The following is a 15,094-nucleotide window of genomic DNA, read 5'->3' as shown; positions in this document are numbered from 1 at the left end:
TCGCGCCTGAGCCCATGGCTTACTTCCCGCCGCAGTTCGTGGCGCGCAGTCATCCTCAGAGGAGTTACCCATGACCGCAGAGAAAAATCTGGTCCGTTCAGTGACCGTGGACATCGCCGCACCGGCCGAATTTGTCTGGTCGGTACTGATCGACCTGGTGCGTTATCCGCAGTGGAACCCCTACACCGTCAAGGTCGAGTCCAGCTTGCAATTGGGCGAACCGGTCAATCTGTTTCTGCCCGATCCGGGGCGACCCGGTGAACTGCTGCACGTGGTCGAGTACCTGGCTGACTTCGAACCCCACCGGTTACTCGCCTGGGAGATGTATGCCAACGCCGACAATCCCGACGCGGCCCGTCGCGAGCAGCACATCGAGCCCACCGACGCGGCCAGTTGCCGATACCACACCACCGACCAGTTCCTCGGCGCCACCGCCGACCAGGTCATGACCGATCATGGCGCTTGGGTCAAACAAGGGTTCGATGCCGTTGCCCACGCCCTCAAGATCCGTGTCGAGACGCTGTACGCGTCCGTCGCGTGACCTGCAGCTGCCGGCGCCTCTTCGTCCAAGCAGACGAAGATGTGCCGGCGGTGCTTTACCTACCGTGGTGTTCAGCCGGCGCCAATCCCGGCAGAACTCGAGGAGGTATTCGATGTTGACTCATCTGCAATGGCTGGAAGCGGAAAGCATCCAGATCATCCGTGAAGTGGTGGCCGAGTGTGAAAACCCGGTGATGCTCTACTCCATCGGCAAGGACAGCGCGGTCATGCTGCACCTGGCGATGAAAGCCTTCGCCCCGGGCAAGCCGCCCTTCCCCCTGCTGCACGTGGACACCACCTGGAAGTTTCGCGAAATGATCGCCTTTCGCGACCAGACCGCCGAACGTCTGGGCCTGGAACTGCTGGTGCACATCAACCCCGAAGGCGTGGAAAAGGCCATCGACCCTTTCATCCACGGCTCGGCCTTGCACACCGATGTGTGGAAGACCCAGGGCCTGAAGCAGGCCCTGGACCACTACGGTTTCGATGCCGCGTTCGGCGGCGCCCGGCGCGACGAGGAAAAGTCGCGGGCCAAGGAGCGGGTGTTTTCGCTGCGCTCCGAGCAGCACCGCTGGGACCCCAAGCAGCAGCGCCCGGAGCTCTGGCATCTGTACAACACACGCAAGCGCAAGGGTGAAAGCCTGCGTGTGTTCCCGCTGTCGAACTGGACCGAGCTGGATATCTGGCAATACATCTACCTGGAACAGATCCCCATCGTGCCCTTGTACTTCGCCAAGGAGCGCCCGGTGGTACGCCGTGACGGCACGCTGATCATGGTCGACGACGAGCGCCTGCCGCTGCTGCCGGGAGAAACCCCGGAACTGCGCAAGGTGCGCTTCCGCACCCTGGGCTGCTACCCGTTGACCGGCGCCATCGACAGTGACGCCGACAACCTGCCGGCGATCATCGGCGAAATGCTGGTCAGCCGCACCTCGGAACGCCAGGGCCGCCTGATCGACAGCGACTCGGCGGGCTCCATGGAGAAGAAAAAACAAGAGGGGTATTTCTGATGAACGCAATCACCGACGCACGCAATGGCGACCTGACGCCCTACCTGCAACAACAGCAGAACAAGCAGCTGCTGCGCTTCATCACCTGTGGCAGTGTCGACGACGGCAAGAGCACCCTGATCGGCCGACTGCTGTATGAATCCAAGGTGTTGTTCGAGGACCAGCTTGGCCAGCTCGAAGCCGACTCGAAAAAGCTCGGCACCCAGGGTGACGAACTGGATTTCGCCCTGCTGGTCGACGGCCTGAGCGCCGAGCGCGAGCAAGGCATCACCATCGATGTGGCTTATCGCTTCTTTGCCACCGACAAGCGCAAGTTCATCGTCGCCGACACCCCCGGCCACGAACAGTACACCCGCAACATGGTCACCGGCGCGTCCACCGCCGACCTGGCGGTGATCCTCATCGACGCCCGCCAGGGCTTGTTGACCCAGACCCGCCGGCACAGTTACCTGGTGTCGCTGCTGGGCATCCGCAAGGTGGTGGTGGCGATCAACAAGCTCGACCTGGTGGACTACTCCCAGGCGGTGTTCGAGCGCATCGAAGCCGAGTATCGCGCCTTCGCCGCACAGATCGGCCTGCAGGATATCCAGTGCATCCCGCTGTCGGCGCTGCGCGGCGACAACATGCTCCAGGCCAGCCCCAACACGCCCTGGTACCAGGGCCCGAGCCTGCTTGCCTACCTTGAAGACGTACCGCTGGAGCAGGACCGGCAGAGCCAGGCGGCGTTCCGTCTGCCGGTGCAGTGGGTGAACCGGCCGAACCTGGATTTTCGTGGCTATTGCGGCAACGTCGTGGCCGGCAGCGTGCGCGTCGGCGAGCGCATCCGCGTGCTGCCCTCGGGCCAGCAGAGCGAGATCACCGGCATCCTTGGCAGCGCCGGGGAGCAGCAGCAAGCCCTGTGCGGCCAGGCCGTGACCCTGACCCTCAAGGACGAGATCGATATCAGCCGCGGCGACCTGATCGCGCTGGCCGACACCCCGCCGGCGGTGGCCGACCAGTTCGAAGCGACCCTGGTATGGATGGACGAACAACCCCTGCTGCCGGGGCGCCCGTACCTGATGAAGATCGGTTGCCGCACCGTCGGCATGAGCTGCGCCAACCTCAAGCACCGGGTCGATGTGAATAGCCTCGAGCACCTGGCGGCCAAGACCCTGGAGCTGAACGGCATTGGCGTATGCAACCTGCACCTGGACCGGCCGATCGCCTTCGATGCTTATGCCGACAACCGCGATACCGGGGGCTTTATCGTTATCGACCGCCTGAGCAATCGCACGGTCGGTGCCGGCATGCTGCACTTCGCCTTGCGTCGTGCGCAGAACGTGCACTGGCAGGCCATCGACGTCAACCGCGAGGCCCACGCCGCGCTCAAGGGCCAGTCGCCACGGGTGCTGTGGTTTACCGGTTTGTCCGGCGCGGGTAAATCGACCATCGCCAACCTGGTCGAGCGCAAGCTGCATGCCCTGGGCCGGCACACCTATCTGCTCGACGGCGACAACGTGCGCCACGGCCTGAACCGCGACCTGGGCTTTACCGAAGCCGACCGGGTGGAAAACATCCGCCGGGTCGCGGAGGTGGCCAGGCTGATGCTCGATGCCGGACTGATCACCCTGGTCTCGTTCATCTCGCCGTTCCGGGCCGAGCGTGACATGGCCCGCAGCCTGGCCGGTGACGGCAACTTCCTCGAGATCTTCATCGATGCGCCGCTGGCCCTGGCCGAGCAGCGCGACCCCAAGGGCCTGTACCTCAAAGCCCGGCGCGGTGAGCTGAAGAACTTCACCGGCATCGACTCGCCCTACCAGCCGCCAGTGGCGCCGGATATCCATATCGACACCCGGCACGAGTCTGCCGAGGCCGCCGCCGAACGCATAGTCGAAGCCCTGCTGGCGCTGTAAGAGCTACCGGGCGCAGCCTGCCCCTTGGGCATGCGCTGCGCCCGTCAGTGCCTAGGCCAAACGGACGATTTTGCCGTCGTGACCCCGGTCGATACTCGCCCATGACAACACGCAGCCAAAGAGGCGCGCATGACCCTGCCCTTTTCCACCTGCCCGGACCTGCACGCCAGCATCGACATCCCCTCTGCCGAGCTCAGCAGCCTGCTCGGGCTGGTCTACCACGGTACGCTGGAGCCCACGCCCTGGGCCAGTTTGCTGGAAGCCCTGCGCCAGCGATTCGCCGCCAGCTTCTTCACCCTGGTGCTGCGCAACCCCGACCATGAACGCCCCGGGCTGATCGTCAATGCCTCGGTGCATGGCGCGCTGTTGCCCGGCGAGCCCTCTTACAGCGAACACTTCTATTCGATCTGCCCGTTCCTCGACTGGCCCGCGGACCAGGTGGCCAGTGCCGACCAGGTGCTGGGCACGGAGGCCTGGCTGGCCCATGATTTCTACCGCAACTACCTGCACCCCCTGGACCTGCGCGATGTGCTGGTGGCCAACATGCGCACTGCCGCCGGCATGCACTGCGCACTGTTCGCCTGCCGCGACCACGCCAGCGAAGCGTTCACCCCGGCGCAGATCAACCTGATCCGCCTGTTGCTGCCGCACCTGCAACAGGCGGTGGACCTGCACTCGGCGGTGGATCAACTGGATGCCGAACGCCAGCTCTACGCGGCAACCATCGACCGCCTGATGGTGGGCACGGCCATCCTCGACGAGAACGGCCGGATGATGCGCTGCAACCGTGCCGCCCAGCGCCTGTTCGACAGCCATGACGGTCTGGAGTGCAAGCACGACAAGCTCTGTGCCTTCGCCAACCATGAGAACCGCACACTGCAGCAGGCCATCCAGGCCATGTTGAAACAACGCCCCCGCGGCCTCGACGACCTGCAAGTCCTGACCCTGTCGCGGCCCAGCGGTGAGATGCCGCTGAACCTGCTGCTGCGCCCGATTGCCATGAACTACCAGACCCACAACAGCGCCCGACGCCCGGCAGTGGTGGTGTTCATCCGCGATCCCGCCGACTCGCCACAAGCCTCGCGTGACCTGCTGCGTAGCCTGTTCCAACTGACCCGCACGGAAACCGAAGTGGCCATGCTGGTCATGGACGGCCAGACCCTCGATGAAACAGCCGAGACACTCGGGGTTTCGCGCAACACCGTGCGCGCTCACTTGCGCGGTGTATTCGCCAAGACTGGCGCCACGCGCCAGGCACAACTGGTCAAGACCTTGCTCAATAGCGTGGCGTCGTTGGGGTAGCTGTCTGCCGATGATGCCCATGACTGCACTCACGGACCTTCACGTCAGGCAGCAATCGGCTGAAGTGGACACTCAGAAACTCAACCGCGCACCAGGTAGGCCCCCGGGGGAACCCGATGTCGCAGCTTCTTGCATTTGCCGGGTGCGGGCTGATGCCCCGCCGGGCGATCAGGAAACCAGATTCGGCATTTGCCCGGACGCGGCATATGGCCGCGGGGAATCTCGACCTCAGCGTACGCCCGCTCTGGCTCGACATTAGCCATTTGTAATTTTCCTTCGGGCCCGGCTCTGCCAGCCGACGGCGCATCCAGAAGCCGATCTGCCTCTGCGCGAGCCAAGTTGCCAGCGTCGCTCCCAGTGTCCGGAGTGGATTGCGCAGCAACGGCCATTTCCGCTTCACGACGCCTTTGGGCCTCCTCTTGCAGCCCCTTCTGTACTGCGACCAAGTCCTCTTTTGCATTGGGTGGGGTACCCGAAGACTGGGCCTGCTGCGCCGCCTGGATCAATTGGAAGTTGCGGTTGCGTAACTCGACGTTGCGACCAACCCGTATGTTCGAGCGCGCCGCCAGGGTTTCAGCCTGCTGGTACTGCCCCTGCTGAAGGCGCAACACACCCAGGTAATGCAACGTCGCGGGATTGTTCGGCTGGATATGCAGGGCACGCTCCAGCGTGGCGGCGGCCTGGTCCAGTTGGCCATTTTCATACTGGCGCGAGGCGGTTTCGATCAGGGTGGTTGATGCGCTGTTACTCTGCGCCGGCGCGCTTCGTTCGGCAGCAACCGAACAAAGCGACGGGACAGCGCAGAACACCAGGATGAAGCCCGGCAGAAAACTCTTGGTTGGCATCAGGGGGCGGACTCGACTGAATTCAAACGGCACTGCCGTAAAACAGGCCACAACGCTGCTCGGCATTTGCGATACAGGGCCGCTATTGACCTGGCCAATACCCTGAAGTTCCTGCTGCAACGACCGTCGCGATCAGTACCATTTTTTACCACCCCCAACATCCAGGCACGATCTGTTGCTGTTCTTCACGCAGGGCGCAAAACGGCCAAGAGCCGTCGTTCAGGGCAGTACAAACGGCTGACTTTTCACTCTGGCGAAGAAGAGTGAGTGAGATATCTTGTCGAGCTGTCGATCCGCTCAACATTCCAAGGAAGCCAATGCTCAGTTCACTCGTATCAAATGGTCAGCCACAAACGCCTGACCGGTTAGAACTGACGGCCCCCTGGTGGAGTTTTACGAAAACAGTCCTGGCTGCGACAGCCCTGTCGTTGGTACGTGACGGGCTCATCGGACTGGACGACCCAATTTCTGATCAGCCTTTCACGTTACGCCAGCTACTGCGGCATGAAGCAGGTCTGGCCGATTACGGCGAACTTGCTGAGTACCACGCCGCTGTTACGAACAGTGAGCCAGCCTGGTCGGCAGATGAAATGATGCAACGCCTTGACGGTGCTCGACTTCGATGCAATCCCGGAACCGATTGGCGTTACTCGAATGTTGGCTACTTGCTCATCGGCAGGCTTATTGAACGGCTAACTGATCTGACGCTTGATGATGCGGTGACTCAACGTGCACTTACTCCCCTGGGCCTGTCGAACGTTCGCTTTGCTAAAACGCGAGCAGACTTGCAAACGACCCATCTTGGAAGCACCTCGAATTATGACCCCGCGTGGGTCTATCATGGTTTGCTGATCGGCCCAATTTCCCAAGCAGCGCTATTTCTGGATCGACTCCTCTGCGCAGAACTGCTCTCCACGGGCTTGCTCCAGGAAATGCAGACAGCACGAACATTGGGCGGCCCGATTCCCGGGCGTCCATGGATCATTCCGGGTTATGGCCTAGGTGTGATGCAAGGGTCGATTGACGGCGGACATTCCCTATGCGGGCACACAGGCTGCGGGCCAGGCAGTGTCATTGCTGTCTACCGTATCCGCGACGGCGACGCATCGGCTTGTTGCGCTGTTTTTGAAGCGGGTGCCAGTGAAGGTGCCGTCGAAGCCATCGCTGTGAAACAGCTGATGCAAGTTATGCGCGGTGGCTGAAGATGGCTAAGTCCTTTTGGCGTCGACCTCATGATTTGCCGGATGACCGCTTCACGCCCTGAGGAAGTCAGTCAACCAAAAATCGTCAGGCGTATTCAACGGAACATTCCATTTAAGAGTTTTCTACCTCGGGCGCACGGAAGGCCTTACTGTAATAGCCGGACTGGTCGAAACAGCAAACCTGCTTCTTGCCGGTTGCAAGCATATCGCAGGCATCACCAATTCGCTTTTCGCGCGTCTTGAGTTGCTTGGCTGAAGTAATCCAGTGGATCCAGTCTATTCGTGCGATGGTCGTTGTATTATTCCAAACTTTACGAGCCTCAGGAGTGGCTGCCAGTGCCTCCTCAAAGTCTGCCGGGATGTCAGGCTCGGGTTCCTTTTTCACAGGGGTTAGCTCGAGTGTAACGATATCCCCAACGGCCACACCTGCGGCGTCGAGTAACTCGCTACTTACCTTCAGCCAATGGCTCAGCTGACCATCGGGCTCAAGGGTTGCCTGGAAATGGTGCCCATTGATTGTGCCTTCAACTGTCGTCCTTCCCCGCCTCGGAAGCGGTTCACTCGCGTCTCTTGGCAGTACTGCGAACGCCCACGACGTATCATTACCGGGCTTTGCCGGACGAAGAAGCTTTGCTTCGAATCGGGATTTCACATCGATTATTGTCATTGCCACTCCTCCAACTAATACGCCTGACTACTTTCTGGCAACATCACTGTAGCGTTTAAATACGACATTGATGACGCCAAGATGGGCGCTTAGTTATCCATCACCTCGTCCAGTGCCTTCTCGAGGGTGCTGACCGTGCGCTCGATATTGTGCAGCTTTTCGAGTCCGAACAGACCGATGCGAAAGGTCTGGAAATCGGCCGGCTCGTCGCATTGCAATGGCACTCCGGCGGCGATCTGCAGGCCGTGGCTGGCAAATTTCTTACCGCTCTTGATGTCGGCATCATCGGTGTAGCTCACCACTACGCCAGGAGCCTGAAAGCCGGCTGCGGCCACGCTTTTGATGCCTTTGCCGGTCAACATTGCGCGCACCCGATCGCCCAGAGCCTGTTGTTCGCCGCGGACCTTGTCGAAACCGTAGGCTTGCGTCTCTTTCATCACTTCGTTAAACCGTGCGAGGGAATCGCTGGGCATGGTCGCATGGTAGGCATGTCCGCCCTGTTCATAGGCTTGCATGATCTGAAGCCACTTTTTCAGGTCGCAGGCGAAGCTGCTGCTCTGCGTCTGTTCGATGCGCTCGAGGGCCAAAGCACTGAGCATCACCAGGGCGCAGCAAGGGGAGGCGCTCCAGCCTTTCTGCGGTGCGCTGATCAGCAGGTCGACTGCGCATTTGTGCATATCAACCCAAATCGTGCCTGAGGCGATGCAGTCCAGCACGAACAGGCCACCCACCGCATGCACCGCGTCGCCAACGGCCCGCAGGTACTCGTCGGGCAGGATAATCCCTGATGAGGTTTCAACGTGGGGGGCGAAGACAATCTGCGGCTTCTGCGCCGCAATGGCTGCCAGCACTTCGTCCAGAGGGGGTGGAGCGTAGGCAGCCTGGCGACCCGTGTCGACCGGTCGGGCTTTGAGCACCGTGGTGGCCGCCGGGATGTTGCCCATCTCAAGGATCTGGCTCCAGCGATAACTGAACCAGCCGTTGCGTATCACCAGGCATTGCTGGCCGGTGGCAAACTGTCGTGCCACCGCTTCCATGCCGAATGTGCCGCTGCCCGGGACCACCGCAACAGCCTGGGCGTTGTAGACCTGTTTCAGGGTCTTGGAAATGTTCTTCATCACGCCTTGAAATGACTGCGACATGTGGTTGAGTGAGCGGTCGGTGTAGACCACTGAGTACTCGACCAGCCCCTCGGGATCGATACTGGGATATAGCTTTGACATGGGTGACTCCTTTGGCAGGGATCTCAGTGGTATCGACCCTGCCCTAAGCCTTGGCAAATGACAAGATTGCTCGGGATTGAATGGCGACTTCTGTCGAGCGGCTGGCAGCATCAGGTCGATTACTGGACGTTGCAATGCTCGCAGGTGGCTGCTGAGTTGTGGGAGGGGGGCTTAAAGGTTCCTACCTCCTTACATTCGTTCGATAGCGACCAACTACAAAAGGCGGCAGCCGACCCAATGCAGACGTTCGCTAACGACTGCAATCGGCTGTGGATTCAACCGGTCGATGCAAAGCTGCTTTCGAGCAGAAGAAAACGTCACTAAGCAGCGGCCAGCGAGCCGCTGCTATGCTGAGTCGAATCTCGTCAGCATGGCTCAACTGGCATGGTTCGTATGCTTTTTTGAAGGTCGTGCTCACGTGTTTGCTGACGCAGTAGGCAAATGACATTGCCGAGCTGCTGCCGCATAACATAAATGAACACCTGATTAACATACGCAAGGGTGGTAGGTAGACGTTTACAGACAGTACAACCCAAGGACTATCTCAGGACTACCTGGCATGGGCAATTCTTTCTGGAGCAGGTTCGGCCTCGAACTGATATTGATGACGTTCAGCGTATTTTTTTGCTATGCGATGTACCACATGCATGTGACCCATCAGCGCCGCAACAAAAAACAAATCGATGAAGCGTTTCGCAATTCCATGGCGCAGCACGGTATTGAAAATGTGGAAATCCGACAGGATCACACAACGTTAGGGGCCCATGGGAAAGTCGGGAAAAAGCTGTTCGATGTCCACAGGATTCTTCACTGCCCGCCGGATCGCTGGTTTGTCTACATCCATGTCGAGGACACAAATCCAGTGCTTATGCCGATTTCAGAGCAGCGAGCAATGGCTACCCTCAACAGCCAGGGGGGAATTGAATAGGCCGATGACGACGTTGGCTCCCTGTTCGGGAGGTGCCGAAAGTACGCCTTGGCGAGCGGCTGCTTTGGACTGCGGCCCTTCGTGACAGGCAGAAACCGGCCACTAGCTGACAATCGCATTCACTTTTGTATCACCGCCTGAACTGGCTGGGTGCTATCAGTGCAGTTACGGGTTGCGATATTTTCCCGGGCAGTCGCCGCAGCCTGGTTTGGTCGCCGGCACCCCCGGCTTGCCGAGTCAGCCCGCCGGCCATACGATTCGACTATTCCTCAGGCGGAGGAGTCATTGTGAAGCCGGTGATGCTCCTGACGCGCATCCTGGCACCTGCCATCGCTCTGGCGCTGGTATCTGCCGGCCTGAATGCCGACGACCCGTTCGCGCCATTGCGCGACGCCATGGTGCGGGAGATCGCCAACATGTCGTCCGTCACCCGCGACGAAACCGGCAGGGTCGAGTTTGCCGCGCCGGTGATGGCCGCGATGGCCAAGGTGCCACGCCATAAATTCGTCCCGCCCGACGAGGTGCCCTACGCCTACGAGAATCGTCCGCTGCCGATCGGCTACGGTCAGACCATCTCCCAACCCTACATCGTCGCCCTGATGACCGACCTGACGCAGGTCGGGCCCGGCGACGTGGTACTCGAGATCGGCACTGGCTCGGGCTATCAGGCGGCGATCCTCGCCGAGTTGGCGCAGGCGGTCTACACGATGGAGATCATCGAACCGCTGGTAGTGCAGGCCGGGGAGCGGTTGGGCCGTCTAGGATATGCGAAGGTGCAGGCCCGGCTGGGCGATGGCTACCACGGCTGGCCCGAGCACGGGCCTTACGACGCCATACTCGTCACCGCCGCCGCCAGCCATGTGCCGCCGCCACTGATCGCCCAGCTCAAGGCCGGCGGACGGATGGTAATCCCGGTCGGCGCGCCGTTCATGATCCAGTACCTGCTGCTGATCGAGAAGGCCGGCGATGGCAGTGTGTCCACCCGGCAGGTGCTGCCTGTGCGCTTCGTGCCGCTGGTCGGAGGCGGTTGAGCATGCATTCGCCGCCATTGCTCGCCCTGGCGCTGCTGTCTGCCTCCGCGCTCGGCTATGAGGTGCTGCTGCTGCGACTGCTTTCGATAATCCAGTGGCACCATTTCGCCTACATGATGATCAGCGTCGCGCTGCTCGGCTACGGCGCTGCCGGCACCGCCGTGGCGCTGGCACGGCCTGTGCTGGCGCCGCGCTTCCACGGCGTGTTCATTGGCGGCGCGGTGTTGTTCGGGCTGAGCGCCATCGCCTGCTTCAGCCTGGCCCAGCAGGTTCCGTTCAATCCCCTCGAGATCCTCTGGGACGCGCGGCAGTCGGCGCGCCTGCTGATGATCTACCTGCTGCTGTTCGTGCCGTTCTTCTGCGCGGCGGTGTGCATCTGCCTGACCTTCACCTGCTTTCAGGAACAGATTCATCGGATCTACGCCTTCGACATACTCGGCGCCGGCGTGGGCAGCCTGGCGATCGTCGCCGCGCTGTTCGCCCTGACGCCCATCGATGCGCTGCGGCTGCTGGGCGGCACCGGCATCGCCGCCGGGGCGCTGGCCGCAATGGCTTGCACGGGGCATAGGCACTGGCTCGCGCCGTTGCTGCTGGCGGCGGCAGTCGCGGTGCCGGCCGGCGTGCCCGGGCGCTGGATCGCCCTGTCGCCCTCCGAGTACAAGGAACTGAGCCAGACGCTGCGTATCAAGGATGCGCGCGCAATCGCCCAGACCTGGAGTCCGCTGGGTCTGCTCACGGTCGTCGACAGCCCGACCATTCCCCTGCGCTACGCGCCTGGTCTGAGCCTCAACGCGACACAGGAACCGCCCGCACAACTGGCCATCTTTACCGACGGCGACGGCCTTTCCGTGCTGAACCGCTATGACGGGCGCCGCGAGCCGCTCGCCTACCTGGACTACCTGACCTCAGCTCTGCCCTATCACTTGCTGCGCCAACCCCGCGTGCTGGTGCTGGGCAGCGGCGCCGGCGCCGATGTGCTGCAGGCGATCTATCACGGCGCCAGCGCGGTGGATGCCATCGAACTGAACCCGCAGGTGATCGATCTGGTCCAGCGCCGCTTCGCCGACTTCTCCGGCAAGCCGTACAGCGCGCCCAACGTCCGTGTGCTGATCGGCGAGGCGCGCGGCCTGGTGGCTTCGCGCGGCGAGCCTTACGACCTGATCCAGATCGCCCTGCTGGACTCCTTCGGCACTGCCTCGGGCGGCCTGCATGCGCTGTCCGAGAACTACCTGTACACGGTGGATGCCTTCGCCGAGTACCTGCGCCATCTCGCGCCCGGCGGCCTGCTGGCCATCACCCGCTGGGTCGCCCTGCCGCCGCGCGATGTTCCCAGGCTGCTGGCCACCGCGGCCGCGGCCATCGAGCGCGACGGGCAGGCCAGCGCGGCGCGCCGCATCGTCATGATCCGCGGCTGGAAGACCGCGACGCTGCTGGTCAGCAACAGGGATTTCGACGACGCTGGCATCGCCGTGCTGCGGGAATTCTGCCGGGCGCGCTCCTTCGACCTGGCCTACTACCCCGGGATGACCGTGGCCGAGGCGAACCGCTACAACCTGCTCGACCGGCCCTGGTTCTTCGAAGCGGCGCAGGCCCTGCTGTCCGGCGAGCGCGCGGAGTTCCTGGCGCGCTACAAGTTCGACGTGCGTCCGACTACGGATGATCGGCCGTATTTCTTCCACTTCTTCAAGTGGCGCTCGCTGCCGGAACTATTGGCACTGAAGGCGCAGGGCGGCCTGTCAATGTTGGAGTGGGGCTATCCGGTGCTGATCGCCACACTTCTGCAGTCCAGCGTGGCCGCCGTGCTGCTGATTCTGGCGCCGTTATGGGGGGCGCGGCGGCGCCAGCGGCGCTCTCGAAATGCGGCTTTGGCCAGGTTCGAACTTCGGGTCGTGTCCTACTTCGCCGCCATCGGCTTTGCGTTCATGTTCGTGGAAATCGCCTTCATCCAGAAGTTCACCCTGTTCCTCAGCCACCCGTTGTATTCGGTGGCGGTCACGCTCAGCGCGTTCCTGATCTTCGCTGGCCTCGGCAGCCGTTACTCCGGCCGGCGGCGGGGGGACATTGGAACGGGTGTGGGGCCCCATCATCCGCTCGCGCGGCCAGTCCTGGCGATCTGCGCGATCGCCCTGCTCTACCTGATCGCCCTGCCCCCGTTGTTCCAGCTGCTGGCGCCGGTGGGGACCCTCGCCAGGTTCGGCATCTGCGCCGCGCTGGTAGCGCCGCTGGCGTTCGCCATGGGCATGCCGTTTCCGCTCGGACTCGGGCGCGTCTCCGCGTGCGCCGAAGCACTGGTGCCGATCGCCTGGGGCGTCAACGCCAGCGTATCGGTGGTGGCGGCCGTGCTGGCGACCCTGTTGGCGATCCACCTGGGTTTCACCGTGGTGTTGCTGCTGGCGTTGCTACTGTATCTCGTGGCGGCAGTCATGTTTCCCTGATCGCGGCGGTTCGCAGCAAAACGTCAACAGACCCTGGTGAGACGAATGGTCTGTTGGAACGCCGCTTGCCCAGTCCACACGTCTCGCCGGTGGTGACCGGCAGAAACCGGCCAAAAGCAGCCAGTCGGAAATGTCCACGAAACCATGGGCGATTCACTCCGGGGCACATTGGCATTCAGCTTCCCTCCGCCCTCGGTTCCCGACCGGGAGCACGGCGCCTACAATGTTGCCATTATCATTTGTCGTCCATCTTTGTTGACGATTGTGGCCGGCGCTCAGTGCTCTCTTCGGCGTTGGGCGCTTCTGGAAAACTCCCTGGCGTGAACACATGGGTCTGCAAGTCGCTGGCATCGACTTCGGCGACACCATGAACCGAACGAGCCAGAACAATGGCCTGTTCACACTGTCTATGAGTGTTGACGCGGCCGCTTAACCCCACTATGCCCGCATGGGTTTTGACATTGATATGCAGGCTAAGGGTCGGATCGGAAAATGCCAGGGCCGACTTCACCTTGGCGGTAATCCATGCATCGTGAACGGCCATTTCCAGACCATGGGAGTAATGCTGGAAGGAGTGAATTTTCATGGCTGAACCCTCTGTCGCGTAATCAGACGTACCGTCCATCCCATTTGCTGTGTCGCCCTCTGCCTGTCAGGTGAACGCTATGGATACCTGATTCGCTTTGGAGCGCTCGTCACGCAAACATTGACAGAAATTAATTATAGTACGGCCGTTGCCTGCGGTCAGAGCGCTGTCCCCGTGAACGTCCGCCTTGGTCGCTCTGTGCCAGGCGCAACACCTACAGAGCACTCCAAACAGTCCTTATTGCGATCAGCCCTGATCAACCCTTAGCTGCCCTTCGCGGCGGGGAGATACCGGCCAAGAACTGCCCCTGGGGTCTAAGATAAATCGGGCGTGATTCACCGATCGCTGGCGGATGAATCAAGCTTAGGTCGGTGCTTGGCGACTGCATAAATCAAAAGGGACCGCGCATGAGCAAATATTTGGTTTTGTTACTGGCTGGCGCCACAGGCGTTGCTCAGGCGCAATCCATATGCACTTACCCATGGTATCAATCGATCGATAAGATACTGCACACAGCCGATGCGCAAGGGCACGGGCCAGATATAGGCTCCGACGAATGGAAATCGGTGATCGAATTCAAGTTAGGGGTTCGCGATGGAGCAAACGTCCCTGAACGAAGCTCCGAACAGTGGTGCCAGTACATTGATCAGCATATCAATGCAATGCAGCCGACTGGGGGCGGCACGGAAAAATCGTCGACTGCCAATGTGACACCTGGCCCTTCATACGATTGCGCCAGAGTGGAGTCTGGCGGTATCGAAGCGATGATATGTGAGGACAAGGCGTTATCCGCGCTCGATCGCAATCTGTCGGCAGTTTATGCCAGTGCGAGTATTAAGGCCGGCAACGAGCATCCTCCCCGGCTAAAAGCAGAACAACGTGGATGGATCAAGGGACGCGACGACTGCTGGAAGAGTGATGACGTCGGTGCATGCTTGCGCATGGAATACCAGCGCCGCATCGCCGAGTTGCAAGCACGGTACCGACTGGTATCGGGCACTGGGCCTGTCTATTACGAATGCGACGGCAACCCTGCTAGAGAGGTGACTGTCATGTTCTTCAAAACCGATCCGCCGACATTAATCGCCGAGCGTGGCGACAGCGTATCGCTGATGTACCAGCAGCCAAGTGGCAGTGGCATAAAGTACCTTGGGCGCAATGAAACGCTTTGGGAGCATCAGGCCGAGACCATAATCACGTGGGGATATGGTGGGCCCAAGTCGCAGTGCAAAAGAAAGCCTTGAGCAACGATTCAATCAGCTGGGTAATTGCATATTGCTGCCCCTCGTGACAGGCAGAAATCGGCTGTGGATTCAACCGGTCGACGCAACAGATTGGCTAAATCGTTCAGCGGGTGTTTCGTAGTCTAGTGTTTTCCGAGGGCGGCTATTTAGCTGCCTTGCGACTTCATTGAGCGTGGCTTGCGAGTGCTC

At 61.2% G+C, this 15,094-nt stretch carries 13 protein-coding genes and 1 pseudogene; 9 read left to right on the top strand and 5 right to left on the bottom strand.

Going from position 1 to position 15,094, the window contains the following annotated elements; genetic code table 11:
- Positions 1-70: 70 nt before the first annotated feature.
- The 4 genes from KGA98_RS08705 to KGA98_RS08690 all read left to right on the top strand — a co-directional run bounded on the left by KGA98_RS08705 (position 71) and on the right by KGA98_RS08690 (position 4,744).
- Positions 71-541, top strand: a complete 471-nt coding sequence (locus KGA98_RS08705) for an SRPBCC domain-containing protein (protein ID WP_223502084.1) — start codon at positions 71-73, stop codon at positions 539-541.
- The gene (gene cysD, locus KGA98_RS08700; RefSeq protein ID WP_317848815.1) at positions 456-1,550 is read left to right on the top strand and encodes a sulfate adenylyltransferase subunit CysD; all 1,095 of its coding nucleotides are present in this window, start codon (positions 456-458) and stop codon (positions 1,548-1,550) included. Before KGA98_RS08705 ends, cysD begins: the two co-directional genes overlap by 86 nt.
- Positions 1,550-3,442, top strand: a complete 1,893-nt coding sequence (gene cysN / locus KGA98_RS08695) for a sulfate adenylyltransferase subunit CysN (protein ID WP_057715276.1) — start codon at positions 1,550-1,552, stop codon at positions 3,440-3,442. The genes cysD and cysN overlap by 1 nt, the downstream gene beginning before the upstream one ends.
- 129 nt (positions 3,443-3,571) lie before the next feature.
- The gene (locus KGA98_RS08690; protein WP_223502083.1) at positions 3,572-4,744 is read left to right on the top strand and encodes a helix-turn-helix transcriptional regulator; all 1,173 of its coding nucleotides are present in this window, start codon (positions 3,572-3,574) and stop codon (positions 4,742-4,744) included.
- 80 nt (positions 4,745-4,824) lie between these two features.
- Here the strand turns inward: KGA98_RS08690 and KGA98_RS08685 are convergent, their stop codons facing one another.
- Positions 4,825-5,589, bottom strand: coding sequence for a tetratricopeptide repeat protein (locus tag KGA98_RS08685; RefSeq protein ID WP_223502171.1), 765 nt, complete (start codon positions 5,587-5,589; stop codon positions 4,825-4,827).
- A 317-nt stretch (positions 5,590-5,906) separates the two neighbouring features.
- On the opposite strand from KGA98_RS08685, the gene KGA98_RS08680 reads away from it, so the two are divergent.
- Complete coding sequence (locus tag KGA98_RS08680) at positions 5,907-6,791, top strand: serine hydrolase domain-containing protein (RefSeq protein ID WP_223502082.1); 885 nt, start codon at positions 5,907-5,909, stop codon at positions 6,789-6,791.
- A gap of 112 nt (positions 6,792-6,903) precedes the next feature.
- Here the strand turns inward: KGA98_RS08680 and KGA98_RS08675 are convergent, their stop codons facing one another.
- Together KGA98_RS08675 and KGA98_RS08670 are read right to left on the bottom strand one after the other, a co-directional pair.
- Entirely contained in the window at positions 6,904-7,458 is a 555-nt protein-coding gene (locus KGA98_RS08675; RefSeq protein WP_223502081.1) for a YdeI/OmpD-associated family protein, read from the bottom strand.
- Positions 7,459-7,547: 89 nt separating this feature from the next.
- On the bottom strand, positions 7,548-8,681 hold the full coding sequence (locus KGA98_RS08670) for an aminotransferase class V-fold PLP-dependent enzyme (RefSeq protein WP_223502080.1): 1,134 nt from the start codon (positions 8,679-8,681) through the stop codon (positions 7,548-7,550).
- A 559-nt stretch (positions 8,682-9,240) separates the two neighbouring features.
- On the opposite strand from KGA98_RS08670, the gene KGA98_RS08665 reads away from it, so the two are divergent.
- The 3 genes from KGA98_RS08665 to KGA98_RS08655 all read left to right on the top strand — a co-directional run bounded on the left by KGA98_RS08665 (position 9,241) and on the right by KGA98_RS08655 (position 13,075).
- The gene (locus tag KGA98_RS08665) at positions 9,241-9,609 is read left to right on the top strand and encodes a hypothetical protein (protein ID WP_223502079.1); all 369 of its coding nucleotides are present in this window, start codon (positions 9,241-9,243) and stop codon (positions 9,607-9,609) included.
- Between the two features lie 287 nt (positions 9,610-9,896).
- Positions 9,897-10,640 carry a protein-L-isoaspartate(D-aspartate) O-methyltransferase gene (locus KGA98_RS08660; RefSeq protein WP_223502078.1) on the top strand — a complete coding sequence of 248 codons (744 nt, stop codon included), beginning with the start codon at positions 9,897-9,899 and terminating at the stop codon, positions 10,638-10,640.
- Between the two features lie 2 nt (positions 10,641-10,642).
- Positions 10,643-13,075 carry an SAM-dependent methyltransferase gene (locus KGA98_RS08655; protein WP_223502077.1) on the top strand — a complete coding sequence of 811 codons (2,433 nt, stop codon included), beginning with the start codon at positions 10,643-10,645 and terminating at the stop codon, positions 13,073-13,075.
- Between the two features lie 235 nt (positions 13,076-13,310).
- On the opposite strand, the gene KGA98_RS08650 is transcribed toward KGA98_RS08655, so the two are convergent.
- Positions 13,311-13,661 carry a BON domain-containing protein gene (locus tag KGA98_RS08650; RefSeq protein WP_057715287.1) on the bottom strand — a complete coding sequence of 117 codons (351 nt, stop codon included), beginning with the start codon at positions 13,659-13,661 and terminating at the stop codon, positions 13,311-13,313.
- Between the two features lie 407 nt (positions 13,662-14,068).
- On the opposite strand from KGA98_RS08650, the gene KGA98_RS08645 reads away from it, so the two are divergent.
- Positions 14,069-14,905: an MliC family protein gene (locus KGA98_RS08645; RefSeq protein ID WP_223502076.1), complete on the top strand. Its 837-nt coding sequence runs from the start codon at positions 14,069-14,071 to the stop codon at positions 14,903-14,905.
- Positions 14,906-14,974: 69 nt separating this feature from the next.
- Here KGA98_RS08645 and KGA98_RS08640 read toward each other — a convergent pair.
- Positions 14,975-15,094: pseudogene (locus tag KGA98_RS08640) on the bottom strand (IS30 family transposase); the annotation flags it as partial.

Origin of the sequence: Pseudomonas sp. BF-R-24 (assembly GCF_019947335.1) — a bacterium.
In the GTDB taxonomy this organism is placed as follows: Bacteria; Pseudomonadota; Gammaproteobacteria; order Pseudomonadales; family Pseudomonadaceae; genus Aquipseudomonas; species Aquipseudomonas jessenii.
The sequence above is the reverse complement of the archived record's forward strand: the minus strand, read 5'-3'. Positions and strand labels throughout refer to the sequence as shown.